The organism is Desulfohalovibrio reitneri (genome assembly GCF_000711295.1).
GTDB lineage: Bacteria > Desulfobacterota > Desulfovibrionia > Desulfovibrionales > Desulfovibrionaceae > Desulfohalovibrio > Desulfohalovibrio reitneri.
In genome coordinates this window covers 1,508,238-1,534,758 of the sequence record NZ_JOMJ01000003.1, presented here as the reverse complement: position 1 = coordinate 1,534,758, position 26,521 = coordinate 1,508,238, and the positions used below count along the sequence as shown (strand labels likewise).

22 protein-coding genes, 1 tRNA gene and 1 pseudogene are annotated in these 26,521 nt (G+C 67.3%); 11 read left to right on the top strand and 13 right to left on the bottom strand.

Annotation, left to right across the window (positions count from 1 at the left end):
- Positions 1 to 8: 8 nt before the first annotated feature.
- From N911_RS0107855 to N911_RS0107835, 4 genes are all read right to left on the bottom strand, one after another.
- On the bottom strand, positions 9 to 275 hold the full coding sequence (locus tag N911_RS0107855; protein WP_237559914.1) for a Txe/YoeB family addiction module toxin: 267 nt from the start codon (positions 273 to 275) through the stop codon (positions 9 to 11).
- A 58-nt stretch (positions 276 to 333) separates the two neighbouring features.
- A complete protein-coding gene (locus N911_RS0107850) occupies positions 334 to 1,200 on the bottom strand; it encodes a universal stress protein (protein ID WP_029895968.1) in 867 nt (288 codons plus the stop codon).
- A gap of 10 nt (positions 1,201 to 1,210) precedes the next feature.
- Positions 1,211 to 2,701 (bottom strand): SulP family inorganic anion transporter, encoded by a 1,491-nt coding sequence (locus N911_RS0107845; protein WP_029895966.1) that lies wholly within the window; start codon positions 2,699 to 2,701, stop codon positions 1,211 to 1,213.
- Positions 2,702 to 3,007: 306 nt separating this feature from the next.
- A tRNA-Met gene (locus tag N911_RS0107835) sits at positions 3,008 to 3,084 on the bottom strand.
- An 87-nt stretch (positions 3,085 to 3,171) separates the two neighbouring features.
- Here N911_RS0107835 and N911_RS0107830 point away from each other — a divergent pair.
- Positions 3,172 to 3,945, top strand: a complete 774-nt coding sequence (locus tag N911_RS0107830; protein WP_081859101.1) for a glycosyltransferase family 2 protein — start codon at positions 3,172 to 3,174, stop codon at positions 3,943 to 3,945.
- Between the two features lie 24 nt (positions 3,946 to 3,969).
- A complete protein-coding gene (locus N911_RS0107825) occupies positions 3,970 to 4,704 on the top strand; it encodes a TVP38/TMEM64 family protein (protein WP_081859100.1) in 735 nt (244 codons plus the stop codon).
- Positions 4,705 to 4,783: 79 nt separating this feature from the next.
- Here the strand turns inward: N911_RS0107825 and N911_RS0107820 are convergent, their stop codons facing one another.
- The 8 genes and pseudogenes from N911_RS0107820 to N911_RS0107785 form a co-directional block, all read right to left on the bottom strand.
- Positions 4,784 to 6,472 carry a YcaO-like family protein gene (locus N911_RS0107820; protein ID WP_029895955.1) on the bottom strand — a complete coding sequence of 563 codons (1,689 nt, stop codon included), beginning with the start codon at positions 6,470 to 6,472 and terminating at the stop codon, positions 4,784 to 4,786.
- Positions 6,469 to 6,921 carry a hypothetical protein gene (locus tag N911_RS19085; RefSeq protein ID WP_341860296.1) on the bottom strand — a complete coding sequence of 151 codons (453 nt, stop codon included), beginning with the start codon at positions 6,919 to 6,921 and terminating at the stop codon, positions 6,469 to 6,471. Before N911_RS19085 ends, N911_RS0107820 begins: the two co-directional genes overlap by 4 nt.
- A gap of 101 nt (positions 6,922 to 7,022) precedes the next feature.
- Positions 7,023 to 7,895 (bottom strand): annotated as a pseudogene (locus N911_RS19080) (cobyrinic acid a,c-diamide synthase CobB); the annotation flags it as partial.
- Between the two features lie 84 nt (positions 7,896 to 7,979).
- Complete coding sequence (locus tag N911_RS0107805) at positions 7,980 to 8,222, bottom strand: dissimilatory sulfite reductase D family protein (RefSeq protein ID WP_029895953.1); 243 nt, start codon at positions 8,220 to 8,222, stop codon at positions 7,980 to 7,982.
- 69 nt (positions 8,223 to 8,291) lie between these two features.
- Entirely contained in the window at positions 8,292 to 9,437 is a 1,146-nt protein-coding gene (gene dsrB / locus N911_RS0107800) for a dissimilatory-type sulfite reductase subunit beta (protein WP_029895951.1), read from the bottom strand.
- A 60-nt stretch (positions 9,438 to 9,497) separates the two neighbouring features.
- A complete protein-coding gene (gene dsrA, locus N911_RS0107795; protein WP_029895949.1) occupies positions 9,498 to 10,811 on the bottom strand; it encodes a dissimilatory-type sulfite reductase subunit alpha in 1,314 nt (437 codons plus the stop codon).
- A gap of 335 nt (positions 10,812 to 11,146) precedes the next feature.
- Positions 11,147 to 11,914, bottom strand: coding sequence for a DVU0298 family protein (locus N911_RS16740; protein WP_035104525.1), 768 nt, complete (start codon positions 11,912 to 11,914; stop codon positions 11,147 to 11,149).
- A 25-nt stretch (positions 11,915 to 11,939) separates the two neighbouring features.
- A complete protein-coding gene (locus tag N911_RS0107785) occupies positions 11,940 to 12,179 on the bottom strand; it encodes a hypothetical protein (RefSeq protein WP_029895945.1) in 240 nt (79 codons plus the stop codon).
- 159 nt (positions 12,180 to 12,338) lie between these two features.
- Here N911_RS0107785 and N911_RS0107780 point away from each other — a divergent pair, with 159 nt between their 5' ends.
- Complete coding sequence (locus tag N911_RS0107780; RefSeq protein WP_029895943.1) at positions 12,339 to 12,674, top strand: hypothetical protein; 336 nt, start codon at positions 12,339 to 12,341, stop codon at positions 12,672 to 12,674.
- A gap of 142 nt (positions 12,675 to 12,816) precedes the next feature.
- Here N911_RS0107780 and N911_RS17480 read toward each other — a convergent pair whose 3' ends face one another.
- Entirely contained in the window at positions 12,817 to 13,389 is a 573-nt protein-coding gene (locus tag N911_RS17480) for a hypothetical protein (RefSeq protein WP_138774359.1), read from the bottom strand.
- A gap of 153 nt (positions 13,390 to 13,542) precedes the next feature.
- Here N911_RS17480 and N911_RS0107770 point away from each other — a divergent pair, with 153 nt between their 5' ends.
- The 8 genes from N911_RS0107770 (at position 13,543) to N911_RS17475 (ending at position 26,519) form a co-directional block, all read left to right on the top strand.
- Positions 13,543 to 15,264, top strand: coding sequence for an aldehyde ferredoxin oxidoreductase family protein (locus N911_RS0107770; protein ID WP_029895940.1), 1,722 nt, complete (start codon positions 13,543 to 13,545; stop codon positions 15,262 to 15,264).
- Positions 15,265 to 15,388: 124 nt separating this feature from the next.
- Positions 15,389 to 15,613 (top strand): MoaD/ThiS family protein, encoded by a 225-nt coding sequence (locus N911_RS0107765; RefSeq protein WP_029895939.1) that lies wholly within the window; start codon positions 15,389 to 15,391, stop codon positions 15,611 to 15,613.
- Between the two features lies 1 nt (position 15,614).
- Positions 15,615 to 16,502 carry a HesA/MoeB/ThiF family protein gene (locus tag N911_RS0107760; protein WP_051694073.1) on the top strand — a complete coding sequence of 296 codons (888 nt, stop codon included), beginning with the start codon at positions 15,615 to 15,617 and terminating at the stop codon, positions 16,500 to 16,502.
- A 184-nt stretch (positions 16,503 to 16,686) separates the two neighbouring features.
- Complete coding sequence (locus N911_RS0107755; RefSeq protein WP_051694071.1) at positions 16,687 to 17,559, top strand: GGDEF domain-containing protein; 873 nt, start codon at positions 16,687 to 16,689, stop codon at positions 17,557 to 17,559.
- Positions 17,556 to 18,242: a protein phosphatase CheZ gene (locus N911_RS0107750; protein WP_029895935.1), complete on the top strand. Its 687-nt coding sequence runs from the start codon at positions 17,556 to 17,558 to the stop codon at positions 18,240 to 18,242. The genes N911_RS0107755 and N911_RS0107750 overlap by 4 nt, the downstream gene beginning before the upstream one ends.
- A gap of 335 nt (positions 18,243 to 18,577) precedes the next feature.
- Entirely contained in the window at positions 18,578 to 21,109 is a 2,532-nt protein-coding gene (locus tag N911_RS18995; protein WP_051694070.1) for a sensor domain-containing protein, read from the top strand.
- Positions 21,110 to 21,130: 21 nt separating this feature from the next.
- Positions 21,131 to 21,523: a hypothetical protein gene (locus N911_RS0107740; protein ID WP_029895922.1), complete on the top strand. Its 393-nt coding sequence runs from the start codon at positions 21,131 to 21,133 to the stop codon at positions 21,521 to 21,523.
- 94 nt (positions 21,524 to 21,617) lie between these two features.
- Positions 21,618 to 26,519, top strand: a complete 4,902-nt coding sequence (locus N911_RS17475) for a PAS domain S-box protein (protein ID WP_051694068.1) — start codon at positions 21,618 to 21,620, stop codon at positions 26,517 to 26,519.
- The last annotated feature ends 2 nt before the right edge of the window (positions 26,520 to 26,521 follow it).

Sequence of the window (26,521 nt, the reverse complement as noted above, 5' to 3'; positions counted from 1 at the left end):
GCGGGAAATCAGTAGTGGTATCGGCACTGGACCACAATCTGGCAGTCCTTCTTGTCGTCGTACTTGGAGACGAGGCGATGCTCCTGGTCGATGCGGCGGGACCAGTAGCCTGAGAGGTCGAAGCGGAGGGCTTCCGGTTTCCCCCGGCCTTCAAACGGACTGTGCAGGGCGTCGCGGAGCAGCATGTTGACGCGCTTGAGGCCTTCTTCCTTGTCCACCTTCCGCCAAAAGAGGTATTCCTCCCGGGCCTGGGGTGTCCAGGCGAGCAGCGTCACCTCGTCCTCCAGCAGGTCGCGTTCCTCTACGCCGGATTCCAGCCCCCGGCCCGCCGCCTCAGCGCAGCAGCAACAGGGGGGACTCGCTGGCGGTGAGCATGGCCGTGGTGGTGGAGCCCACCAGGAAGCGGCGGATGCGGGAGTGGCCGTAGGCCCCCATGACCAGCAGGTCCAGGCCGTGTTCGCGGCGGTAGTCGAGCAGCGCCGGGTTCACGTCGCCGCCGATGATGGCGGTCCGTATGTGTTGTCCTCCCGCGGAGAGCGTGTGCCGCGCCTCGTCCAGGGCGGCGCGGTTGGCGGTGTTGTCCGTGCCCACCATGACCACGTGCGCCTTCAGGCCAGTCAGCAGGTCGCTTTTGGCCACGGCGGCCAGCGCTTTCTTGGCCGTGGGGGAGCCGTCGTAGGCGATCATGTAGCTCTGCGGTTCGCTGAAGCCGGGCAGGGCCACGAACACAGGGCGTTTCACCGTGCGGATGACGTTCTCCAGGTGGCTGCCGATGGCCCCGGAGACTTCCTGGTGCGCCTCGCCGTGGCGGCCGATGACCACCATGCGGGTGGTGGGTTCCAGCTCGGCCAGCGACTCCACCAGCGTGCCGTGGCGCTGGGTCAGGTTCACCTCGTCGGCTCCGGCGTCCTGCACGCGCTGGCCCGCCGCCTCCAGCAGGTGCTTGCCCTGCTGCAGGGCCAGGCGGCTGCGCTTGCGGTCCAGCTCCACCAGTTCCTCGCGCAACTGCTCGCGGCTGCCCAGGCCGATGGAGCCGGAGAGGTCGGAGCGGCCGGATTCGTCCACCCGGGGGAACTCGTCCTTGTCCAGCACGTGGAGCATGCGCAGGGGCGCACCCAGGCGGCCGTGCGCCCACACGGCTGCGTCGCACACGGCGGAAGCCGCGCTGGAACCATCGATACAGGCGATGATGTCTTGCATTTCCGCCTCTCTAGTGTCCGGCGAGGAGCTTGTCCGCCTCGCCGGGTTTGTCGTGCACGCCGTAGCGGTCCACCAGGGTGGCGCTGGCCTCGTTGTAGCCCAGTATCTCCACCTCGGTGCCCTTGCGGCGAAAGGTGAGCACCACCTTGTCCAGCGCGGCCACGGCGGAGATATCCCAGAAGTGGGCCTGCGTCACGTCGATGGTCACGCTCTCCAGCACCTCGCCGAAGTCGATGGCGTTGATGAAGTCCGTGGCCGAGGCGAAGAAGACCTGCCCCCGGATACGGTAGGTGCGGTGCAGGCCGTCGAGGGTCACGTCGCTGGTGAGGTGCATGAGCCTGCCCACCTTGTTGGCGAAGAAGAGCGAGGAGACCAGCACGCCCACGAAAACGCCGATGGCCAGATTGTGCGTGGCCACGACCACCACCACGGTGGAGATCATGACGAGGTTGGCGCTCATGGGGTGGGTGCGCAGGTTGCGCAGGGATTCCCAGGAGAATGTGCCGATGGAGACCATGATCATCACCGCCACCAGCGCGGGCATGGGAATCTGGCGGATGACGTCGCCCAGAAAGACGACCATGAGGAGCAGCACCACCCCCGCGAAAAGGCAGGAGAGCCGCCCGCGCCCGCCGGACTTCACGTTGATGACGGATTGGCCGATCATGGCGCAGCCCGCCATGCCGCCGAGGAATCCCGTGCCGATGTTGGCCAGCCCCTGGCCGACGCACTCGCGATTGCGGCGGCTGGTAGTGCCGGTCAGGTCGTCCACGATGGTGGCGGTCATCATGGATTCCAGCAGGCCCACCACGGCCAGCCCCGCCGCGTAGGGGAAGATGATCCTGAGCGTCTCGAAGCTCAACGGCACGTCCGGCCACAGGAACACGGGCAGGGTGTCGGGGAGCTGCCCCATGTCGCCCACCGTGCGCACGGGCAGGCCCGCGGCCACGGCCACGGCGGTGAGCACCAGGATGCAGACCAGCGGCGAGGGAACCACAGCGCCCACCTTGGGGATGCGCGGAAAAAGGTAAATGATGGCCAGCCCGGCGGCGGTCATGGCGTAGACGTGCCATGTGACCCCCGTGAGCTCCGGCAGCTGGGCCATGAAGATGAGGATGGCCAGGGCGTTGACGAAGCCGGTGACCACCGAGCGCCCCACGAAGCGTATCAGGTCGCCGAGCCGGAAGAATCCGGCAAGTATTTGCAACAAGCCGGTGAGCAGAGTGGCGGCGAAAAGGTACTCCAGCCCATGCTGCTGGACCAGGGTGACGATGAGCAAAGCCATGGCCCCGGTGGCGCCGGAGATCATTCCGGGGCGGCCGCCGGCGATGGCGGTGATGACGGCGATGGAAAAGGAGGCGTACAGCCCCACCTTGGGGTCCACCCCGGCGATGATGGAGAAGGCGATGGCCTCGGGCACCAGGGCCAGAGCCACGACAAGACCCGCCAGAAGGTCGCCGCGCAGGTTGTGGAGCCAGTTTTTCTTCAGGTCGCGAAGCATGGAGAGTGATGGTCCGTTGGTTGAGCGTGTTGCTGGAGGGCGCAGCGAACCGCGTGCGACGGGCCGGGGCGCGTCTACGGGTCGCGGACGACGGGGCGGAGAAGGCGGCGGCGCGCGGGGCGCACGCAAGACGGCCTGTTCGCCGGGTATACGCGGAGGGTTCCAGAGCGAGTGGAGAGCCTTCGGCACAAAAACGGCCCGACGTGCGTTGAGGCCGCCGGAAAGCGCAAGCCGCCGCAGCGCGGCGGCGGGTGGCGCAAAGAAAAAGCGGTTACGACCAGCTGAGCCGTAACCGCTTGATTTTTCTGGTAGCGGGGGCCGGATTTGAACCGACGACCTTCGGGTTATGAGCCCGACGAGCTACCGAACTGCTCCACCCCGCGTCAGGAAGGAGGCATATTTAAGGCAGTTGGGTGAAGGTGTCAACCCTTCTGGACAGATTGGTTCAATTTCCGTATTCAAGCCCCGCCATGAGCGAGTCGAGAGAGCGAAACGCCGCGCCCCGAGCGGGTGCTGACGAGGCCCCGGACACTCCCCACCTGTCCGTGGTGGTGCCGGTATACAACGAGGAAGGCAACCTCCGCCCCTTGCTGGACGAGATTCGCGCCGCCCTGGACGGCGCGGGCATCGACTGGGAGGCGGTCTTTGTGGACGACGGCTCGGCGGACGACTCCCTGCGGGTCATCCGCCAGCTGGTCCTGGAGGAGCCGCGCCTGCACTACCTGGCTTTCGCCCGCAACCGGGGCCAGTCCGCGGCCTTCGCGGCCGGGTTCCAGGCCGCCCGCGCCCCGCGCATCGCCACCATGGACGCCGACCTGCAGAACGACCCCGCGGACATCCCGGCACTGCTGGCCCTGGCCGACCAGGGGCACGACCTGGTCTGCGGCATCCGCGCCCGCCGCCGCGACTCCTTCATGAAGCGCGTGGGCTCCCGCATCGGCAACGCCGTGCGCACCCGGCTCACAGGCCGCACTGTGCGCGACACCGGCTGCTCCCTGAAGATTCTGCGGGCGGACATGGCCCGGGCCATGCCCGTGTTCAACGGCATGCACCGCTTCTTCCCCAACCTCATGCTCATGCAGGGGGCCACCCTGGCCGAAACCCCGGTCAACCACCGGCCCCGCGCCTCGGGAACCTCCAAGTACGGCACTCTGGACAGGGCCATCGCAGGGGGCTACGATCTCTTCGGCATGCGCTGGCTCCTCTCCCGCTTCGTGCGGTACGAGATCAAGGAACGCAAGTAATTCCCCGCGCCGCCCGCCTTTCCCATGGACCAGAGTACGGAATCGACTGACAAGACCCCCGGCGACGGGGCGGAGAACGGCGCGTCCCGCCGCAATCCATACAGGGCGCTGCTTAAGGGGCTGGCCATGCTGCTGCTGTTGGGCGGGGCGGCCTTCGCCGCGCGCGCCCTGGGCATGGAAGAAGCCTTCGACAAGGCCTGGATCGACGCCAACATCCGGGGCCACGGCCTGTACGGCTACGCGCTGTACGTGCTGGGAACGGCCGTGTTTACCGGCTTCGGCCTTCCCAGGCAGATTCCCGCCTTCCTGGGCGGCTACGCCTTCGGCGCGCTGCAGGGCACCTTGCTGGCCACCCTGGGCGCTGGGCTGGGCTGTTTGGCCTCCTTCACCTACGCCCGTTACCTGGCCCGCTCCTGGGCGCGCCGCCGGTTCGGCAAGCGGCTCAAGCGGGTGGACGACTTCCTGGGCCGCAACACGTTTTCCATGGCCGTGGTGGCGCGGCTCATGCCCTTCACCTCCAACGTGCTGACCAACCTGGCCGCCGGGCTGTCCTCGGCCGCGCTGCTGCCGTTTCTGGCCGGATCGTTGGTGGGCTATCTGCCACAGTCCCTGGTATTCGCCCTGGCGGGCAAGGGCACCCGGGTGGCCCCGGAACTCCGCTTCACCCTGGCGGCGCTGCTCTTTGTGGCCGCGGCTGTGCTGGGCGTGTACCTCTACCGCCGCCACCGCGCCGCCGCGGCCGCCCTGCGCGACGATTGAGCGCAAGGAGTCCGCGACGACGAAAAAGCCCCGCGCATCAAGCGATGCGCGGGGCTTTTCTCGTCATGGCGGGCCTGAGCTAGTCCGCGTCCAGGGAGCGCAGGATGGCCCCGTACAGCCGCGCGCCCACGCGCCGTTCCTGGCCGTTCTCCAGGCCGGGGATGAGGCAGCGGACCACGGGCAGGGCCAGGTCCTCGCGGGTGAGGTCGCAGTAGACCGGCGGGTGCCCGCTCTTGGTGAGCACCTCTTCAAGCAGGGCCAGATCCTGTTCCGGGTCGCCGGTGGAGTGGTCCGGCAGGTCCTCGATCCGCCGCTCGGCAAGGCCCTCGGGCGGCTGGGCGGAGGGCTCGCCGCCGGGGAAGGGGTACATGGTCTCCAGCAGGGCGGAGACGGCCGCGCGCGGGCCGGAGGGGTGGCAGGCCGTGGCCCAGGAGACTTCCTCCCCGTCCTGGTGGCGGACCACGCAGCGGTAGGCGGGCACGCCGAAGGGGGAGGTGATGTCCTCCAGAATAGGTTGCACTCCGGCCTGGCGCAGGGCGTCCAGGTGGGTGGCCAGTTCGGGGTCGTCGGAAACGGGCAGGAAGCAGCGGGAAGGATCATGCACTGCCAGGGCGGCGGCGTCGCGCTCCAGCGTCTCGCACACCCCCTGCAAGCGCGCCTGGGCCATGGTCACGCCCGCGCCCAGGCCGGTGGAGTCGTGCCCCGTGGCCAGCTCAGGCTCGTCCAGGTTGCAGAAGAGGAATATCAGTTGGGCGGGCAGCAGGATTTCACCGCCGCCCGCGTCCCGGCCGAGCACCCAGAGAAGGGACAGGTGGTCTGAAGGTGTGTCCAGCCGCAGGGAGTCCGGCCGCAGGGCGATGCGCCCGGCGTCGGCCAGTTCGTTGTAGCTGCCACGCACAAGGCCCATGGGGGTGGTGTAGCCCAGGGGGCCGTCGTCGGTGATGGAGGCGTAGCTGGAGGCCCGTTCCACCATTTCCATGACCAGGGAGGCGCGCGCCTGGGGCAACCGCAGCCCCTTGCCGTAGCTGGTCTGGCCGCCGGAGAGGGCGTAGTCCAGCCCGCCCTGGCGCACCCGCACCTCCATGTGCCACTTGCGCAGCAGGTTCACCGGGCTGAGAGCCGCCTGATGGCGCTGTTCCTCCTCGGCCGAAAGGCCCATGCGGGCCAGGGCGTCCAGCCCCATGCGCACCACCTCGTCCGGGCCGGGAAGCTCCGCCGGGGCGGGCTTGCCCACGCCGAACCGCTCGGCGAAGGCCTCGGGCAGGGTGGCCGCCGGGCACAGGACCGCGCGGGCCACGTCCGGGTCCACCGGCGGCGGCAGCCCCCGGGCGATGGTCCGGGGCAGGGGGGTCAACGTCTCGCGCGCCTGGTCCAACAGGCCGAGCCAGGGGGTGTGTGAAGCCTCCTCCTCCAGGAGCGTGGCCCGGATGAGGGGCAGCGGGGTGGCCTCGGCCAGGGCCTCGCGGTCTGCCTCTTCCTCGAAGCGCACGGCGATGCCGGTGAACCGCTCGTGGGAGAGAGCGCTTTCGAAGAGTAGGGCCTGGAAGGCGTGCGGGGCCTCCTGGATGGCTCCGGCGCAGAGCTGGTCGAAGTCTTCCGGCTCCATCTCGCCCATGCGGGAGATGACGAAGCGGCGCAGAAAGACGTCGTTGGGCGCGGCCTTGAGTTGGTCCAGGGCTTCCTGGGGATGCATGGGGGCGGCCGGAGTTGGGGCGAAGAAGCCTGTTCCGGCCTGGGTGCGGTGGTGGCGGAGGACGTATTCGATCACGCCTTGGTCCTTCTGGCCTTGTATGCCCTGGCGGCCTCCACCATGCGCGGGGCCCAGTGGGGAGCGCCCAGGGCGTGGATGTGGGTGTAGCTGGCGAAGACGTTGTCCCGCGCCAGTCCGTCTAGGGAACCCTGGAAGCCGGGACAGGCCTCCTCCCGGGAACGGGCGATGCCCGAGCCCTTGTGCAGCCGCAGGCAGAATGCATCCGGATCGATGTCCGCCGAGCCGGGGCAGAAGGAGTAATGGAATTCGTGGCCGCGCAGACTGGTCCCCAGGGGGTGGTAGGGATTGTCGCGCACCGCCTCGGCGTGCACATAGCCCAGGCCCTTGGGCCGCTGGGCGACCTTGGCCTCCAGGGGGAGCACGCCGGACATGGGGTATGACTGGCCGCCGTATTCCAGGGTGCGGCAAAGGTAGAGGAAGCCGCCGCATTCCGCGTAGACAGGCACCCCGGCTTGGCACAGCCCGTACACGTGGTCGCGGGGGTTTGGCAGTCGCGGATGCGCTCGGCCAGGGTCTCGGGAAAACCGCCGCCCATGTAGAGGCCGTGGATGTCCGGCCAGGGTTCATCATCCAGAATGGAGAGAAAGACCAATTCCGCCCCCGCTCGTTCCAAGGCCTCCAGGTTCTCCGGGTAGTAGAACCACAGGGCGTCGTCGCGCACCACCCCGATGCGCACCGGCTCCCCGCCGTGGGATTCCGGCCACAGCGGAGTGGAGGACTCGGCCAGGGAGGGCGCGCCTTCGGCGGTGCGGCGGAGCATGTCCAGGTCGCACCACTCCTGGAGCAGGTCGGCCACCGGATCCAGCACGGCCGCGGCGTCCATCTCGCGGGCGGACCACAGGCCCATGTGGCGCTCCGGGATGGGGGTGTCGGAAATCTTGGGCAGGAACCCGGCGATGGGCACCTGGGTGTGTGTCTCGATGGAACGGCGCAGGACGGTGCGGTGGCGCTCGCCCGCTGTGCGGTTGAGGATGACGGCGGCCAGCCTGGTGCCTTCCTCGAAATTGTTGATGCCCTTGATGATGGCCGCGGTGGTGCGGGTCATCTTGGTGGCGTCCAGCACCAGCACCACGGGCGCGAGCAGCAGACGGGCCAGTTCGGCCGATGACAGGGAGCCGTGCTCGTCCAGGCCGTCGAACAACCCCCGGTTGCCCTCCACCACACCCACCTCCGCGGTGCGCATGCGTTCGGCGAAGAGGGCGCGGACCACGTCCGGCTCCATGAGGAAGGTGTCGAGGTTGGTGGCCGGACGGCCCGCGGCCAGGGAGAGCCAGGCCGCGTCGATGTAGTCGGGGCCCTTCTTGAAAGGGGCCACGGACAGGCCATTCCGTGCCCAGGCGCGGCACAGGCCCAAGGAAACCAGGGTCTTGCCGGAGCCGCCGGACAGCCCTGCCAGGAGGAGGCGCGGGAGGTGCTGCATAATGACAGAGCCGGGCCGCAAGGAGCGCCTTGCCGACCCGGCCTCTATGAAATCCCGGCCCGGCGGCCGGGAGGTTTCGTTTGCCTAGTCCTCGCCCTCGGCGTGCTTGCCGGCGCCGGGGAGGCTGTACATGGTGGTGGAGCCGGAAGACCAGAAGACCAGCTCGCCCTCGTTGACGAGGGTGGTCAGGACCTTCTTGACCTCGCGGGACTTGGCGTCGGGGAAAAGCTTGGTGAAGTCGTTGAAGTAGAACTTGGATTTGGAGCCGGACTTTTTGTTCAGAAAGTCCTTGATTTCCTGTTTGGCTTGATCTGCGTCGAGAGGCATGGCCACGCTCCTTTTTGGTGATGAGGGCGGGGCCTCGCGGCCCCGCCCTCGTTGCGTTCTGTCAGGCGACTACCACTTGAAGTTGGTGGTCTGGCGCCAGGAGTAGTAGGCCGGATCGCGGAAGTCGTCGATCAGGTGCTCGGTGAACTCCAGGCCGGTCTTCTCGAAGAAACGCTCCCAGCCGATGCGCTCGGCCCAGTCGCCGATGCGCTCGTACTTCTTGGCGTCCTGCTTGTAGGCATCCACGATCTTGCGGATGGTCTGCACCAGGGTCGGCCAGCGCGGCGGCTCGTTGGGCACATAGGCGGCCACGACCTTGGAGAACTTGGGGTTGGAGATGCGGTTGGACACCTTGCCGCCGACCATGATGGCGCAACCGTCGCCCTCGGCGTCGGCCAGGGGCAGGGCGGCGCACATGGTGTAGCAGTTGCCGCAGAACATGCAGCGCTCTTCCTTAATGGCCACGGTCTTCTTTTCCTTGCCGTTGACTTCCACCTTGGAGGGGCGGATGGCGGCGGTGGGGCAGGAAGCGACGGCCAGCGGAATCTCGCAGATGTCGTCCAGGACCTCGTGGTCGATGAGCGGCGGCTTGCGGTGGATGCCCACGACGGCGATGTCGGAGCAGTGGCAGGCGCCGCACATGTTCAGGCAGCAGGCCACGGCCAGGCGGATGGGCGCGGGCAGCTCCATGGACTGGAATTCGGAGTAGAACTCGTCCATGAGGGCCTTAACCGGGCCGGAGGCGTCGGTGGCCGGGGTGTGGCAGTGCACCCAGCCCTGGGTGTGGACCACGTTGGGCACGGAGGCGCCGGTGCCGCCGATGGGGAACTTGTTGGAGCCGCCGGGGAACTTGCGGCCCTCAAGGTCCTTCTTCAGGGGCTCGACCTTGTCCTTGGAGTCCAGGATGAACTCCACGTTGTTGCGGGTGGTCCAGCGGACGTAGCCGTCGCAGTGGGCGTCGGCGATGTCCAGGATCTCGCGGATGAGGCCGACGGACATCAGGCGGGCGGTGCCCACGCGGATGGTGTAGACCTCGTCCCCGGACTCGGCCTTGTGCATGAGCACGCCGGGCTCCAGGATCTCGTGGTACAGCCACTTGCCGTAGTTGTTCTTGATAACCGGCGGCAGGAAGTTCTGGTAGTTTTGGGGGCCGATGTCGGTGATGCGGTTTTCCATCGGCTTGTCAGGATTGTATCCCGAAGAAACGAACGCCATGGGGGTTCCTCCCTATGTTGTCTTCTAGAGTTTGTTACGCTGCCTCTGATAAACCGTCCGCTACCGCTGGTGGCGGCTGCGGAAGTCCTGGATGTCGCGCTCGAACCCGCCCGGAACGTCCTCGGACTTCCAGAAGATGTAGGGGTTCTCGCGGGGGTACTGCACGTGCCGGGCGTCGGCCTTGGTGCCGGTCACCTCGAGCAGCTTCTGGAAGCCCATGCGCTTCATGGTCTCGCCCAGGCGCTCGCGGTTTTTGCCTTCTTCCATCCACCAGTCCCAGATGTTCTCGATGACTTCCTTGACCTCGTCGAAGGGGTCCTCGACGGGCACGAAGGGCACCAGCAGGGAGGACATCTGCGCGCCGTCCAGGATCGGGGCCTTGGCGCCGCAGAGGATGCTCGCGCCGCGCTCGTCGCCGATGCGCAGGGCGCGGGGCATGGTGTTGATGCAGTGCATGCAGCGGTAGCACTCGGAGTTGTCAATGGTCAGCTTGCTGCCGTCCCAGCTCATGCAGTTGGTGGGGCAGCGGTTGATGACCTCTTCCTCGATGTCGAACTTGCCCCAGTCGCGGGAGGCGTGGGCGCCGGCGTTGGGCTTCAGCTCGCCGCCGACGTAGGCCTTCACGGCGTCCTGGTCGATCTTGATGTCATCCTTCCAGGTGCCGATGAAGGACATGTCCGCACGGGCGATGGAGGCCACGCAGCCGTTGGGGCAGCCGTCGAACTTGAACTTGAACTTGTAGGGGAACGCGGGGCGGTGCAGCTCGTCCTGGTACTCCTGCGTCAGGGCGTAGCACAGGGCGTGCGTGTCGTAGCAGGCGTACTCGCAACGGCTCATGCCCATGCAGTCGGCCGGGGTACGGAGGTTGGAGCCGGATCCGCCCAGGTCGGTTTCCATGTTGTGGGTCAGCTCGTAGAAGATCTCCTCGAGCTGCTCGGTGAAGGTGCCCAGCCATACCAGGTCGCCGGTGGAGCCGTGCATGTTGGTCAGGCCGGAGCCGCGCATGTCCCAGATGTCGATGAGCTTGCGCAGGTAGTCGGTGGTGTACCACTTGCCCGAGGGATGGTTCACGCGCACGGTGTGGAAGTGGGCCACGCCCGGGAACTGCTGGGGGGAGTCGCAGTAGCGTCCGATGACGCCGCCGCCGTACCCGAACACGCCCACGATGCCGCCGTGCTTCCAGTGGGTCTCCTTGTCCTTGTAGGAGAGCTCCAGCACGCCGAGCAGGTCGTCGCAGACATCCTCGGGAATCTGGTACTCCACGCCGTCCTTGTTCTCGTGGCGGCGGGCGGCCTCCTGCTTGATGTCGTCAACGAAGCTCGGCCAAGGACCCTTGGTCAGCTCGTCGAGCAACGGGGTCTCATGTTTCGCCATTGTCCAGTACCTCCGTCGTCAGGTGTTGAGGGCATATGCACCCTGTTTTGAAGCCATCCCTATTTCAAACCGCCCGTTTCGCGCCATGGGCTGCCGCGGGCGGACGGCGTGCGGGATCGTGTATTCAAGGAACATGGAGTTCCCGCTTGTCTAAAAGTGGACAAGCAGGACCGAAAACTAGTGAAAAGTAAACGTCCTTGTCAACCCAAAAAGCCCGCTTCGCGGGAGTTTGCGGGCCTTCGCGGCCGTCCGGCGGCACCGCGTCCGGCCCGCTCCCAGGGCGGGGTTTCCATGGCAACCACCTACTGGAATCCCAGGGAAAAGACAATCCCTCCTCATCCGGTCAGGGTGTCCAGGGCGCGCTGGGCCTCGGCCGCCACGGTGGTCTGTTCGCCGATGCCGTCCTCGCCTTCCAACTCCGTTTCCGAGCGGTCGTCCAGCATCGCCTCCAAGGCGGAGCGCGCCGTTTCCAGCGCCTGGCCGGAAAGATTCCCGGCGGCCAGCCCCAGGGCGCGGCAGGCCAGGGCCCGGGCGCGGGCGTCGTGGCATTCGTGCTGCTCGGGCGATCCCTGGTGGCGTTCGGCCGCCAGCCCGGGGTCCAGCACCCTGGTCAGGTGCGCCGCCCCTCGGGCCACCAGTTCCGGCCGCGCCTCGGCCAGCCGGACCAGCCCACGCAGCACGCCGTGGCGCAGGCCGGGGTTGTCCAGGAAGTTGCCGTGGCAGACGCCGTCGTGCTCGCGCACATAGGACAGCAGAATGGAGTGGTACTGCTCGGCCAGTCGGGGGCTTGCGGCCAGCACCTCGCCCATGGCCTCGGGCACGCCCCAGCCGATGCCCCCGCTCTCCTCGTTGAGCCGCCAGAGCATGTTGCGGACAATGGTCCGCCCGGCCTCCGGCTCGCTCGCGTCCAGGTCGGCGGCCACCTTGCCGAAGGCCTTTCGCGCCCGCCAGCGCAGGGCGGGGGAAGGACTCAGGATGAGGGAGAACAACGCCCCTGAAACGCGTTTCAGCCCCAGGCTATCCAACTCGCCCAGGCGCTCGCTCCAGTTGGCGTCCGCCAGGATGGCCTCCACCGCGTCCTTGGCTTTTCTCACTTTCGGCACGACGCCCTCTCCGGCCCGTGGCCCATCAATAATATTGCCAGGAAGTGCCTTCCTCCCGGAAGAGGGTGTCCATCTGCTCGGTGATGGCCACGGCCAGCATCTTCTCGGATTCGGCCAGGGTGACGTTCTTGTCCGGGTCCAGGCCCACGTCCAGGGCCACCTCGCGCCAGTGGTCGCGGGTGGTCTCGGCGGCCTTGCGGTGTTCCTCCTCCTTGCCGGCAGTTTTCACCCAGCGTCCGACCCATCTCCAGTCCGATCGTTCCATGGTGTCCTCCGTCGCGGTTCGCGGGACAAGGTTTTCAGGACAGACTATGCACCAGCCGAAGCATCGTGTAAACGCCGCCCTGGAATCAATGGGCTTGCAATCAAGCGGGCAACCGCTACCATGCCCGAATCCCGCCCCGACACGGGGCCAGGAGGCGATATGGAACAGGAACTCTACGAGGAAGACCTTATCGATCTCATCGAGAACGTGCTCGGCCCGCTGGAGAAGTACTTCACCACCTTCATCGACATCGGGGTGGACGATCAGGAGCCGCGCAAGGTTTTTGTGGACGACATCGGCAAGACCGGGCTGGCCTTGACCTCCCACGCCCAGGACGAGATCCGGGGCGCGCTGGAACTGCTCTATCAGAAGGTGGGGCGGGTCTCGGTGCGCCGGGCCGGCTACCACAACCGCATGGGCGTGCGTCCGCGCAAGATCATGGACGTGGACATCGCCGGGGGCGAGGAGCCGGACCAGGGCTGGGCCAAGCACTAGCCCTGGTCCCCCGCGGCGGCTCGGAGCCCGAACGCGGCGTGGCCGGGCGCTCCCGACCCGCCGGTCCGGCCCGTGGCCGCCGCCGGCTCGGGACGTGTCCGCATGCCCGGCCAGAGGCCCGGCGGCGTGTCGCCCCGCCCCGCTAGGCGGCCGTCCTGACGACCACGATGCGCTGCGGGTCCAGCCCGCGAAGCAGATCGGACCACTCCACGGCCTCCCCGTCCAGCTCGGCCCCGGCCACGTTCGCGGGGTCCACCCGCAGCAGCCTGGCGGCCTCCACCAGCACCCCGTGCTCCAGGAAGGCCGGACCGGCCTGATTCAGGGCCAGGTTGAAGAGCAGCACGCGGCAGCTCCCCTCTCCTGCGTCCGGGGTATCGTCCTCTTCAGCCTCGTCCGCGAGGGCGATGCCCGAACGCATGCCGCCCACCGGGCTGTGACGGCGCATGGTGATGCCGCATACTCCCGGCATTGCCCCGGACAGGGCAAGGCGGCAGCCCGGCCGAAGCCTGGCCGTTTCCAAATCATCCACCGGATGTCCGTCCAGAAAGACGGTGGCGCAGGCCGAATCCAGTACCTCCCCGCTCAAGCCGAGGTCCTCGCCGAGAAGCGACTGCAGGCTGGTCCCGGACCCGGCCAGGATGTCGAATCCCTCCCGAAGAAGGGGGAAAAGCGTTTTGTGCTCGGCCCGGACAGTGATTGAGTGAAAGGTGGACAAGGCGTCCTGTTCCCCGTGTGGCATAAGCACCTCAGACCGCGTGGTTTCTTGATTGCTGAGTGGTGGACATACTCTAGTTTATTTGCTTCATCATGACCAGTTCCGTCACCAGTCCGCGGCGAAAAAAAGGACCGCGGCCACAAGGAGGAAAGCATGGTCAAGATTTTGCGCATCAACACCCGCGAGCGTACCTTCACCCTGGAAGAGGCGGGCGACTACGCCGGGCTGGGCGGCCGCGCCCTGACTTCGCGCATCGTCAACCGCGAAGTCCCCGCCGACTGCCATCCGCTGTCCGCGGAAAACAAGCTGATCTTCGCTCCCGGGGTGCTCACCGGCACCAAGGCCTCCAGCTCCGGCCGCATCTCCGTGGGCGCCAAGTCGCCCCTCACCGGCGGCATCAAGGAGTCCAACTCAGGTGGCGTGGTTTCCCGCAAGCTGGCCAAGCTGAACCTGGCGGCCATCGTGCTGGAGGACAAGCCCGAGCGTGACGCCCCCTTCATGGTCGTCCGCGTGGACAAGGACGGCGTGACCATCGAGGACGCCCCGGCCGTGGGCAAGGGTAACTACGAGTACGCCAAGGAGCTTGACGCCAAGTACGGCGGCTCGGCCACCTGCGCCCTCATCGGCCCCGCGGGCGAGCAGTGCCTCAAGTCCTCCACCATCCAGTTCACCGACATGGAGGGCCGTCCGGCCCGTTCCGCCGGTCGCGGCGGCATGGGCGCGGTCATGGGCTCCAAGCGGGTCAAGGCCGTGATCGTCGACGACTCCGGCGCGGGCAATGTGGAGTACTCCGACCCCGATGCCTTCACCAAGGCCTCCAAGCGCTGGGCCGAGATAATCCGCGAGCACGCCATCACCTCCCAGGCCCTGCCCACCTACGGTACGGCCGTGCTGGTGAACATCATCAACGAGGCGGGCGCGCTGCCCACCAAGAACTTCCGAGAGGGCCGCTTCGACCGCGCCGCCGACGTCTCCGGCGAGAAACTGCACGAAATCATCGAGGCGCGCGGCGGCAAGACCCGCGAGGGCTGCCACGTGGGCTGCGCCATCCAGTGCTCCCAGCAGTACCTGGACGAGAAGGGCGAGTACGTCACCTCCGGCTTCGAGTACGAGACCCTGTGGGCCATGGGCCCCAACACCACCATCTCGGACATGGACGACATCGCCCGCCTGGACCGCGCCTGCGACGACATGGGTCTGGACACCATCGAGATGGGCAACACCATCGCCATGGCCATGGAGGGCGGCCTCATCCCCTGGGGCGACGGCCCGGCCGCGCTGAAGCTCATCGAGGCCGTGGGCGAGTACGGCTACCTGGGCAAGCTGGTGGGCAACGGCACCACCTACATGGCCGACGCTTACGGCGTGGACCGCATCCCGGTGGTCAAGAACCAGGCCCTGCCCGCCTATGACCCGCGCGCGGTCAAGGGCATCGGCGTGACCTACTCCACCACCCCGCAGGGCGCGGACCACACCGCCGGCTACGCCGTCTGCCAGAACGTGCTCTCCTGCGGCGGCGACGTGGACCCGCACTCCAAGGAAGGCCAGGTGGAGTTGTCCAAGACCCTGCAGATCGCCACCAACGCCGTGGACTCCGCCGGGTTCTGCCTGTTCGTGGCCTTCGCCGTGCTGGACACCGAGGACGCCCTGCAGGTCATCGCCGACATGGTGGCGGCCAAGGCGGGCGTGAACTTCACCCCGGACGACATTATGGCCCTGGGCAAGCAGGTGCTGGACGACGAGGTGGACTTCAACCGCCGCGCCGGGTTCTCCGAGGTGGACGACCAGCTGCCCCGTTTCTTCCGCAAGCAGCTGCCGCCGCACAACGTCACCTGGGACTTCGAGTACCAGGAGATGCAGGCGGTTAAGGCATAGCGGATTGTAGAAAACGCAGCCCGGCGAGACTGGGTTGAAGAGCGCTGAAAAGAAAGAAATGAAAGGGCCGGGACCGGGAGGTTCCGGCCCTTGTCTTTGTGGTCGGAATCGGGGAGAAGAAAGCATGCGCATAGACATAACCTGCTTCGCCACACTGAAGAAGTACGAGCCCAAGGCTCCGGTGGGGTACGAGACGGAGGCCGGAACCATCGGCCAGCTGGCGGGTGAGCTCGGCCTGCCGCCCGAGGAATTGAAGATCATCTTCATCAACGGGGCAAAGGCCTCCCTGGACTCGGAGCTTTCCGAGGGCGACCGGGTGGGGCTGTTCCCCGCCGTGGGCGGAGGGTAGCGTGCCCGGGGACCGGTCCAGCGAGTGGCCCTCCCAGCGTCCGGAGGAGTGGTCGGGCGAGTGGCGCGACGAATTGCGCGCTCTGGCCCGTCCGGCCTCCCTGCGCGAGGGCGACCGGCTGGTGGTCTCCGGCGAGGAGTTGGACGGCTGGGCCGCCGAGCGGAACCTCGACCGCCGCCGGGCCGAGGAGGCGGCCCTGGAGGCCGGAGTGGTCCCCGTGGCCCGGCTGCGCAACTTCGAGACCTTGGATTGTGCCGGGCAACTGGCCCTGGTGCGCTCCACCTGCGCCATGGCCGGGCTGGGCGGCCTGGGCGGAGTGGTGCTGGAACTTCTTGTCCGTGCCGGGGTGGGCCGCATCCGGGCGGCTGACGGCGACGTCTTCGCCGAGCACAATGAAAACCGGCAACTGCTGGCCACCACGGCCAACCGCAATCGGGCCAAGTCCGGTGCGGCCCTGGAGCGGGCCGCGCAGCTGGGCTCCTGCACCCACCTGGAGACCATCGGCTCCTTCCTGGAAGAGGCGGGCATGAACGACCTGGTGCGCGGTGCGGACTTGGCCATGGATTGCCTGGGTGGGCTGGCCCACCGCCGCGCCCTGGCTTCGGCCTGCGCCCGGCAGGGGGTGCGGCTGGTGTCGGCCGGGGTGGCGGGCTGGACCGGCTGGCTGGCCGTGGTGGAGCCGGGCGGCCCCTCCCCGGCGGAGATGCTTGGCGACGGGCGTTCCGTGGAGGAAAGCCTGGGCACCCCCGGCCCCATCGTCTGGACCCTGGCCTCCTTGCAAGCCGCCGAGTCCGTGCGCCTGCTGTCCGGCGGCACCTCCTCCCTTTCCGGGGCCATGCTCCTGGTGGACCTGGAGGCCATGCGCTTCGAGCGGGTGGATCTGGTCTGAGGTCGGCCAGGGATTCGGGGCCGTCCCTATTCGCAATGCCGCATTGACGTTTCTTTTTCACTCGGTGAGTATGAGGATTCGGGGACAGGATGGGGCGTTTCCGTTTCCCGCCGCCACGAGGCCGTCAAACGACTGGCCTAGCATCGTTTTTTCCGCCGCCAGGCAGCGCCCGGGGGAGCCCAGCATGCGAGCCATAGAGTTCTATTTCCGCCACTGCTCCGACCTCGCTTGCGAGGTCGAGGCGGAGGGGTTGCGCGTGCTTTCCGCCAACCCTCGCTGGCACGGTGTGGGCTGGCGGCCGGAGGATGTGATTGGCCTGCCGTTCCCCGAACTGCTGCACCAGGGCGACCGGGAAAAGGCGATGGAGATCCTTCACTCCCTTCCCGGCGGCGGCGAGGTCGGCGAACTGCGCTGCCGGGTGCGCTCACGGGGGCGCACCGGCGTGACCCTGACCTTCACAATGGCGGCCGAGCCGGAGCGCGGCCGCATCCATCTGCTGGCCTCCCTGGAGGAGACCTCGGCCGACGGCGAGAGCGCCACCCTGGATTCCCTGACCGGGCTGCCCAACCGGGCCATGCTGCTGGAACGGTCGGAGCGGATTCTGCGCGACGCCGAGGGCAAGGGGCTGAAAACCGCCTTCCTCTTCGTGGACCTGAACAAGTTCAAGCCCGTCAACGATACCCACGGACACGCCGCGGGCGACTTGGCCCTGAAGACCGTGGGCGAGCGGCTGACCGCCAGCGTGCGCGGCGACGACATGGCCGCGCGCCTGGGCGGGGATGAGTTCGTGGTGGTGGCCTCGGGATTGCGCCAGACCATCCACGCCTCCCTGGCCGCCAAGCGGCTTTTGGCCGCCCTGGCCCGCCCCATCGAAATCGGCGGCGGGGTCGAGGTGGAGGTGGGGGCCAGCGTGGGCATCAGCGTTTTTCCGGACAACGGTACGGACGTGCTCGAACTGCTGCAGGGCGCGGACGAGGCCATGTACGCCCTCAAGCGTACGGGCAGGCAGGGGTATGTCTTCGCCAAGACGGGCGGGGGCGACAAGGAGACGGCATGACTTCGGACCTGCAGGAAAAGCTGCTCCGCGAAATGGTGCAGGCGGTGACAAACGAGGTGGCGGGCATCGTCAAGGCGGAACTGGGTGAGCTTGTGGAGAAGGAAGTGGCCAGGGCGCTCTCCCGGGCCGTTTCCGAGGGCGACTTCCTGCGGACCATGAACCAGGACATGCGCCAGGGCCTCTCCGACATCTACCGCGAGATTTCCCAGGCCCGGCAGGGCCAGGAGAAGCTGGCCGAGGGCGCGGGCGACGAACAGGAGCTGCTCAACCAGGCCACCGGCGAGCTGGACTCGGTCATCCAGGCCACCGAGGAAGCCTCCCTCAAGATCATGGATATCGTGGAAAAGCAGATGGAGGCCGCCTCCAGGCTGGAGAAAATGCTGGCCGATGGGCCGGAGGGGGCCAGGGAACTGGCCTCGGGCATGAACGAGCAGCTCATGGAGATCATGACCGCACTTTCCTTCCAGGATCTCACCGGGCAGCGCATCCGCCACGCCATCGAAACGCTCAAGCGAGTGGAGGGACTGGTCACGGACCTTTACGTCTCCACCGGACTGATGCTGGAAGAGCACGAGCGCGACCCGGAAAAGGCCCCCGAGGCGGTCAAGCGGGAAAGTCGGGCCAAGCTGGTGGACGGCCAGGAAGGCTGCGACGACCTGCTTTCCCAGTTCGGCCTGGGCTGATTCCGTCTTCAGAAGGCCGCGTCCGCCTTTTCCTGGCCGCCCGCCGGTCCTTCGCCTCAGTTCCCATTTTATCCGGCTTTTGCTCACCACCGGCCGCGTCCGCGCGACCCGTTGCCGTTCGAGGCGTGCGTGCGGCAGCGAGGTCTCGCCTTGCCCGCGTGCGCCTGCCCGGCGGCCTGTTCCGGTTCCCCTGTTCAGTTTTCAGGTCCGGCACGGGCGGGCAGGGTGCCGCCATGGCTAAGGCTGGGGCGTGGTATCCAGTTAAAATATCGTTACATTGACAGCATATTCCAAGTCGAATAACTGATTAACTAGAAGCAAAACCCGAGGGGAGCATGCCGTCTGAAACACTCATCATCGCCCTGGCTGGGCTGGGACTCGGCCTGGGAGCCGGGTTTCTTTTAGCCCGCGCGCGTGCGGGCGCGGCGGGTGAGGCCCAGCGCCGCTTCGCCAGCATCAGCGACGAAATCAAGGACATGGTGTTCCGGTACGACATGTCCGGCGGGGGGCGGTTCGAGTTCATCAACACCGCGGCCGTGGACGTCACCGGCTACCATGCCAAGGAGTTGATGGGGAATCCCGAGCTTCTGTACCGCATCGCCGTTCACGATGAGGAATTCGACCCGCACAGCTTGAAAGCCATGCTCATCCAGGGGGCCAGAAAAAACCCCACTTTCGCCATCACGCGCAAGGACGGGCAGAGGTCCTGGGTGAAGATGCGCAACGTGCTCATCCGCGAGGGGGCGGCCGGGCGGGTGCGGGCCGTGGAGGGCATCATTTCGGACGTGACGCGCGAGAGGCAGGCCCGTGAAAGCCTGCGCGACTCGGCCGAGACATACCGGATTTTCTTTTCCGCCTCCGGCCTGGCCACGGCCATGGTGGACGAGGAGGGCAGGGTGCCCCGGGCCAACGACGCCTTCGCCGCCTTCTGCGCCGCGGACCTGGAGCGCGTCCAGGGCAAGGCCCGCTTCGACGAGTTTCTGGACGAAAGCTCGGCAGCCAAGTTCAAGCGCTACAACGCCCTGGCCATGGTCCAGCCCGACGTGGTGCCGCGCGGCTTCGGCGCCGACTTCCAGGACCGCAAGGGGGCCATCAAGCCGGTCTACATCTTCATGTGCCCGGTGCCGGAGAAACGGGTCAGCGTGTTGACGGTGCTTGACCTGCCCGAACTGCGCCTGATGCAGGAGGCGGCGGACGTCCAACGGCTCTACTTCCGCCAACTCTTCCACAACTCCCCCCTGGGCATCGCCATCCTGGACGAGGAAGGCCGGGTCATGGACATCAACCCGGGCTACACCGCCATGTTCGGCTATGCCCTGGAGGACGTGCGCAAGTGGCAGAGCCGGCACTTCCTGGTGCCCAAGGACCTGCTGGAAGAGGGGGGAGCCATCCACCAGAGCGTGCTGGCGGGCAAGACTGTGCAGCGGGAGACCCGGCGCACCGCCAGGAACGGCCGCGAGATCCCGGTGCAGTTTCAGGCCTACCCCTTCTATCTGGAAGACGAGATCGGCGGCATCTTCGCCATCTACCAGGACATTTCCCAGCGCAAGGAATACGAGGAGCAACTGGCCCACAGCGCGTTGCACGACCCCCTCACCGGCCTGCCCAACCGCGCCCTGTTCAAGGAGTACGTGCACAAGGCTATGCACCGGGGCGACCACGCGGACACGGAGTGCGGCGTGGTCATGCTGGATCTGGACCGCTTCCGGCGGGTCAACGAGACCTACGGCCACGAAGCCGGGGACGCCATACTCCGGGAGGTGGCCGCACGCCTGGCCGAACTCGCCTCTCCCGAGGACAGCTTGGCCCGGCTCACCGGGGACCAGTTCGGCATTCTGCTGGACGGCATGGAGTCCAGGTGGAACCTGCTGGCCAAAGTGACCGAGATCGGCCGTTCCCTGAACAGCGCGTACAGGGTTGGCGATGCCGAGGTCCACGTGGAGTGCGCCCAGGGCATCGTCATGGACATCCATACCCGCGCGGGGGCCGAGGAGGTGCTGCGGGACGCGGCCGTGGCCCTGGACAGGGCCAAGCTGGAGGGCGGCGAGGACCGCCTGAAGGTCTTTCGGGAGGAGATGTTCCAGGAGGTCGCCGACGCAGTCTCCCTGGAGAACGAAATCCGCCGGGCCATTCGCGGCAAGCAGTTCCGGGTGCACTACCAGCCTGTTATCTCCCTGCAAGACGAACGCGTGGTCGGTTTCGAGGCCCTGCTGCGCTGGATTCACCCCGAGCGGGGCGAGATTTCGCCAGAGGAGTTTATCCCCGTGGCCGAGAGCACGGGGCTCATCAACCGGCTGGGCGCCTTCGTGCTGCGGGCGGCCTGCGCCCAGATGGCCAGGTGGCACCGGGAGGTTCCCGAGGCCCGGGGGCTTGTCGTCAGCCTCAACATCTCGCCTAGGCAGCTGGAGGAGCAGCGTATGGCCGCGCTCATCGACCGGGTGCTGCGGGAGTCCGGCCTGCCGCCGGAATGCCTCAACATCGAGATCACGGAAAGCCTGATCATGCGGGACACAAAGGCGGCCATGCGCTTCTTCGAGGGCATGCGCGGCAAAGGGGTGCGCATGGCCATCGATGATTTCGGAACGGGCTATTCCTCCCTGGGCTACCTGCGACGTTTCCCGGTGGACTCCCTCAAGGTGGACAGGTCCTTCGTCAGCGGAGAGGCCAGCGCGGGCGGCCGCCAGATCATCAAGACCATCGTGGACCTGGCCCGGAACATGGACTTCCGGATCATCGCCGAGGGGGCCGAGACCCGGGAGCAGGTGGACATGCTCAAGGAATTGGGCTGCCACCAGGCGCAAGGCTTCTATTTCGCCAAACCCATGGAGCCGAGCGAGGCCCTCGCGTACTTCAAGGGAGAAGGGTAGCCCGGCGGAACGGAGGGGACCATGGCTGGAGAACGGAGCGACACCGGGGCCGAAGCGGGGACCGGCGCGTCGCCGGAGCCGCGGCGTATTCGCGAAGCCGGGGACACGGCCCGGGAGCGGCTGGCCGAAGTGCTGGGGGGCAAGGCCGCCGAGGCCCTGCTGGAGCACGCGCGCCGCGCCACGGCCGCGGGCCGTCCCGCCTTCGGCCGGATACGGGTGGTCGAGGGCGGCCTGGACCTCTCCGCCGCTGCCGGCGATCCGGAACTGGCGGGGGAACTGGAGGACGGACTGGACGACTTCCGCCGCAACCTCGTGGAACTGCTGGTGGAACTTACCGGCGGCATGCTTTTGCCGCGCCTGGGGCCGCTGCTGGAGGGCACGGGCTCGAGCCTGCGGCCGGGGGAGGGGCGGTGATGCCTGTCCGCCAGGAGGCGTTCGTCAGCGACGTTGGCCGGGGCGGAGCGTTCACGGTTGGAGAGCCAGGTCCCCGGGGGCGGGGAGGCCGGTCATGAGCGCCGCGGACAGCCAGCCCCGGGAACAGCTGCTCCGCCTCATTGGCGACAATCGCGAGAACTGTCTGCGGCAATGCCGCGAGGATGCCAGAAGCGAAAGCCTCCACGCGGCCGCGCTGACGGGCGAGGCCCTGGACGAGGTCTGCGGCGGCCTGCTGGCGGCTGTGGAGGCGTCCCTGTCCGATGACGGTGGCCCGACCGGGGAATCGCATGTGGATCGGGTTTTCCGGCGGGGCGGCTGGTCCATTCCGCACTCGGAACTCATGCGATGCCTGGATGGCCTCAGGCGGAGCCTGCGTGGCCTGCTGCTGGAGGACTGCCGGCTCGACCCTGGCCTGTTGGCCGGACTGGACCGGCTGGACGAGAGCATCGAGGAGATCAAGCGCGACTCCCTGAACCGGTTCCTGGTGGACCAGGAGCGGCGCTTCCGGCTGGTGTTCGAGAAGTCGGCCGTGTGCGAGGTCTTTGTCGACTCCCGGGGACGGCTCTTGGTGGGCAACCCCGCTTTCAGGGAGTCGTTCGGCTACGACGACGCCCAACTGGCCGACGGACTGCGGGGCCTTTTCACCTCCAGTGATGACTTTGACGCCTTTGTGAAGATGCTGTCCCCGGAAAAGGATGTTGAGGACCGGGGGTTCGAGGTCCGGCTCGCGGCCAGTGACGGGTCGGTGGGCTGGTACCGCATCGATGCGGCCGAGGCGGGAGGTTTCGGCGGAGAGGCCGGGGTCTGGCTGGTCATGTTCCAGGACGTCACTCTGCACAAGGAGGCGGCCAGGAAAATCCGCCGCCAGCGGGACCTGCTGACCACGGCGGAGGGGCTGGCGGGCGTCGGGGCCTGGGAGTGGAATCTGGTCGAGGACACCTGGTGGTTCTCCCGCAACTGGCAAGTGATTCACGGCACCTCGCGCAACGGCCTTCGCACCGGGGAACTGCTGGAACTGGCTCATCCCGACGACGCGGGGGAAATCCGCCGGGCCTTCCAGACGGCCAGGACCGAGGGCGTTGCCTACGACCTGGAGCACCGCGTGGTGCGCGAGAACGACGGGGAGGTGCGCCACCTCAAGGTGCGCGGGGAGATGGAATACGACGAGGACGGCCGGCCGTCGCGCATGGTGGGCGTGTCCCAGGATCTCACCGAACACCGGGAGGCGGAGCGGCGCTTGGGCTACAACCTCGCGCTGCTCCAGGCCCAGATGGAGGCCTCGCCGGACGGGGTGGTGCTCAGCGCCCCGGACTCGCGCCTGCTCTCCTGGAACCGCCGATTCATGGATATCTGGGGGGTGAGCGGCGAGGTCATGGACACCGCCGACGGCAACCGCGCCCTTGAGGCCGTGCGGCGGGAGTTGGCTGACCCGGACGGCTTTATCGCCGAGGCCAAGCGTTTAATGGGCGCACCGGACGAGAACGAGACGGGCCGCGAAATCCAGTTGACCGGGGGGCGGGTGCTGGAGCGGCATTCCCGGGCCGTGCGCGACCCGGACGGCACCTACTGGGGCCGGGTCTGGTTCTACCGCGACATCAGCGAACGCAAGCGCGCCGAGAAGGCGCTGCGGCGGTCCAACCGGGCATTGAAGGTGCTGCGCGACTCCAGCGACGCCCTGCTGCGCGCCGGGGAGGAGGACACCCTGCTGGGCGACGTCTGCCGCATCGTGGTGGAAACGGGCGGTTACAGCATGGCCTGGGTGGGATTCGCCATGGACGACCCGGCAAAGACCGTGCGGCCCGTGGCCCATTGGGGAATGCGGGACGATTACGTGGAGAACATCCGCCTGACCTGGGACGAGTCGGCCACGGGGCAGGGACCGGGGGGACGGGCCATCCGTCTGCGTAAGCCCCAGATGGCCCGGGACATCGCCACGGATCCCTTTTTCAAGCCCTGGCGCCAGGCGGCCATGGACCGGGGCTTCGCCTCCTGCCTTTCCCTGCCCCTGTGCTCCGAGGACTCCTGTCTGGGCGTACTGAACATCTACGCCTACGAGACCGACGCCTTTGACGACGAGGAGGTCGAGCTGCTGCGGCATTTGGCCGGACAGCTGGCCCACGGGCTCGTCACTCTGCGCCGGGGGCGGAAGCACGAGCAGGCGGTGGAGGCCCTGCGGACCAGCGAGGAGCGTTTCCGCAGGCTGGCGGAGAACGCCCGGGACATGATCTTCCGCATGTCCTTGCCAGAAGGCAAGTACGAGTACGTCAGCCCGGCCTGCGAGGCGGTCATGGGCTACCCGCCGGAGGATTTCTACGCCAGCCCGGCCTTCATCGGTGGTATTCTGGCCCCGGATTTCGGGGAGTACTTCCGGCGGAAGTGGAAGGGTTTGATGCGCGGGGAAGTGGAGCCGGTCTCCGAGTACAGGATCGTCACCCCGGACGGCGCACAGAAGTGGCTCAGCCAGCGCAACGTGCTGGTGCGGGACGCGGACGGGAACCCCGTGGCCCTGGAGGGCATCGTCACCGACATTGACGAGAGCAAGCGGTCGGCCGAGGAACTGCGCCACCGGTCCTTCGAATTGGAAATCCTCAACCAGCTTTCCGGCAAGCTGGGTTACACCCTGGACTACGGCGAGCTGCTGCGGCTTTTGATGAACAACCTGCACCAGGTCATGAACTACGACGTGGTGGCCGGCGCCCTGGTCAGGGAGGACGGCCTGGACGTCAGCATCCAGTGCGCCGTGCCCGCCTCGGACGGCATCAAGGAGTATGTGGCGGGCAGGCTGGCCAGGACCGTCGAGCGGTTCACGGGCGGGGCCGCCAGGGAGGCCGCTCCCTCCGCACGGGTGGCGGACTGCGCGGCCATGGAGGGGATGGGGAGCCTGGACGCGCTGCGGTCGTCCTTCCAGGTGCCATTGTTTACCCGAAACCGGGAGGTGGCCGGGGTCATCCTGGTCGGGTCCGGAACGGTCAACGCCTTCAACCTGGGGCAGGTCAGGATGCTCTACGCCCTGGCCGGACAGGCCTCGGAGTCGGTGGAGCGGCTGCGGGAGCTCATGGCCGAGGAGCGCAAGGGCCTCAGCCAGTTCCTGGGCGCACTGCCCGAAGGAGTGTTCCTGCTGGACAAGCACCTCCACGTGGAAGTCTCCAACGGCAACGCCCAACACATCCTGCGCCGCGTCACGGGACGGGCAGGTCGGTTCGAGACCATTCTGGATACGCCGCTGATGCGGGTGGTGGGAGAAGGCATGGACCACGGCGGACGGGTGGAGCTGCGCGCCGTGGACGAGCAGGCCGTGTACGAGGTGTGGAGCACGCCGCTGCGCCACGGCCCCTACGCCGGAGGGTGGATGCTGCTGCTGCGCGACGTGACCGCGGACAGCCTGGCCGAGGAGGCCCTGCGCAGCTCCGAGGAAAAGTTCCGCAGCCTGTTCGATTCCTCGGGCGACGCCATCTTCGTGCACGATCTCGAGGGGCGCTTTCTGGACGTGAACAGGCGGGCCTGCGAGCGGCTGGGCTACACCCGCCAGGAACTGCTGCGCATGAGCCCGGCGGACATCGACAGCCCAGAGTTCGCGGACAGGGTCGGGGAGCGCATCAAGCAAATCCGTGAAAAGGAATACACCTTTTTCGAGACCGAGCACGTTCGCTCCGACGGCACCACGGTGCCCACCGAGATCACGGCCAAGATCATCGAATACCAGGGGCGTCCGGCAATTCTCGCCACGGCCAGGAACATCACCGAGCGCAAGCGGGCGGAAGAGGCGGTGCGGGAGCGCGAGCAGCTGCTCAAGTCGCTCATCCAGGGCATCCGCGCGGCATTCTTCATCGTGGACCGGCGGGACCTGGAAGTGGTTGAGGCCAACCAGATGGGGCTGGACCTGCTGGGACGGGGGCGCGAGGAGGTGGTGGGGCGGTCCTCCCGGGAGGTGCTGGCCTTCCAGGACCTGGGCTACGGCGACGGCAAGAGCCTGGGGGGACGGCGCATCATCAGCCAGGAGCACGTGCTGCGGCGGCCCGACGACAGGCTCGTGCCGGTTTCGCTGTCCGTGCTGGAAGTGACCATCAAGGCCCACCCGTATTACGTATTCGTCTGTTTCGACATCAGTCAGCGCAAGGATCTGGAGCGGCAACTGGCCATCTCGCAGCGGCTGGAGTCAGTAGGGCAGTTGGCGGCGGGCATCGCCCACGAGATCAACACCCCGGTGCAATTCATCGCCAACAACCTGGATTTCCTCAAGGAAAGTTGCGAATACTACACCAACTACATCCGCGCCTGCGAGCGGGCCAGGGAGGCGGTGGAGCGCGGCGGCGATGCGGCCGGGGCCGTGCGTGGCGAGCTGGCGCCCGGCCTGCGCGACAGGCTGGACTTCTACATGGAGGAATCGCGCGAGGCCCTGGAGGAATCGGTGCAGGGGGTGGAGCGCATCTCCAGCATCATCGGCTCCATGAAGCATTTCTCCCACCCGGGCGGCAAGCGGAGGGAAAAAGTGGACCTCAACGAGGCGGTGGAGAGCACGGTCAACGTCTGCCGCAACGAGTGGAAGTACGACGCGGAACTGGTCTCGGACCTGGAGGAGGGGCTGCCCGTCATCGAGGGCTACCCCGCGGACCTCAACCAAGCCATCCTCAACCTGGTGGTCAACGCCGCCCACGCCGTCACCGAGCGGTATGGGGGCAGCGGGGAAATGGGGCGGATAACCGTCCGGACCTACGCGGAGGGGGCCAACGCGGTGCTCGAGGTCAAGGACACGGGCACGGGTATCGCCGAGGAGGATCAACCCAGGATATTCGATCCCTTCTTCACCACCAAGGAGGTGGGCAAGGGAACGGGCCAGGGGCTGGCCATCACCCACGCAGTGGTGGTGGAAAAGCACGGCGGGGAAATCGATTTCAACTCAACTCCGGGCAAGGGGACGACCTTCTTCATCCGCCTCCCCATGGAACCGCCCGGCGGGGAGCGAAACGGGAACTGACC

Bases quoted from the DNA above. Each gene is read 5' to 3' on its own strand.
- N911_RS0107825 (WP_081859100.1), top strand. From the start codon at position 3,970: ATGGACCAGAGTACGGAATCGACTGACAAGACCCCCGGCGACGGGGCG.
- N911_RS0107750 (WP_029895935.1), top strand. From the start codon at position 17,556: ATGACTTCGGACCTGCAGGAAAAGCTGCTCCGCGAAATGGTGCAGGCG.
- N911_RS0107770 (WP_029895940.1), top strand. From the start codon at position 13,543: ATGGTCAAGATTTTGCGCATCAACACCCGCGAGCGTACCTTCACCCTG.
- N911_RS0107850 (WP_029895968.1), bottom strand. From the start codon at position 1,200: ATGCAAGACATCATCGCCTGTATCGATGGTTCCAGCGCGGCTTCCGCC.
- N911_RS18995 (WP_051694070.1), top strand. From the start codon at position 18,578: ATGCCGTCTGAAACACTCATCATCGCCCTGGCTGGGCTGGGACTCGGC.
- N911_RS0107785 (WP_029895945.1), bottom strand. From the start codon at position 12,179: ATGGAACGATCGGACTGGAGATGGGTCGGACGCTGGGTGAAAACTGCC.
- dsrA (WP_029895949.1), bottom strand. From the start codon at position 10,811: ATGGCGAAACATGAGACCCCGTTGCTCGACGAGCTGACCAAGGGTCCT.
- N911_RS0107740 (WP_029895922.1), top strand. From the start codon at position 21,131: ATGGCTGGAGAACGGAGCGACACCGGGGCCGAAGCGGGGACCGGCGCG.
- N911_RS0107765 (WP_029895939.1), top strand. From the start codon at position 15,389: ATGCGCATAGACATAACCTGCTTCGCCACACTGAAGAAGTACGAGCCC.
- dsrB (WP_029895951.1), bottom strand. From the start codon at position 9,437: ATGGCGTTCGTTTCTTCGGGATACAATCCTGACAAGCCGATGGAAAAC.
- N911_RS0107805 (WP_029895953.1), bottom strand. From the start codon at position 8,222: ATGCCTCTCGACGCAGATCAAGCCAAACAGGAAATCAAGGACTTTCTG.
- N911_RS0107845 (WP_029895966.1), bottom strand. From the start codon at position 2,701: ATGCTTCGCGACCTGAAGAAAAACTGGCTCCACAACCTGCGCGGCGAC.
- N911_RS17475 (WP_051694068.1), top strand. From the start codon at position 21,618: ATGAGCGCCGCGGACAGCCAGCCCCGGGAACAGCTGCTCCGCCTCATT.
- N911_RS0107780 (WP_029895943.1), top strand. From the start codon at position 12,339: ATGGAACAGGAACTCTACGAGGAAGACCTTATCGATCTCATCGAGAAC.
- N911_RS0107755 (WP_051694071.1), top strand. From the start codon at position 16,687: ATGCGAGCCATAGAGTTCTATTTCCGCCACTGCTCCGACCTCGCTTGC.
- N911_RS0107830 (WP_081859101.1), top strand. From the start codon at position 3,172: ATGAGCGAGTCGAGAGAGCGAAACGCCGCGCCCCGAGCGGGTGCTGAC.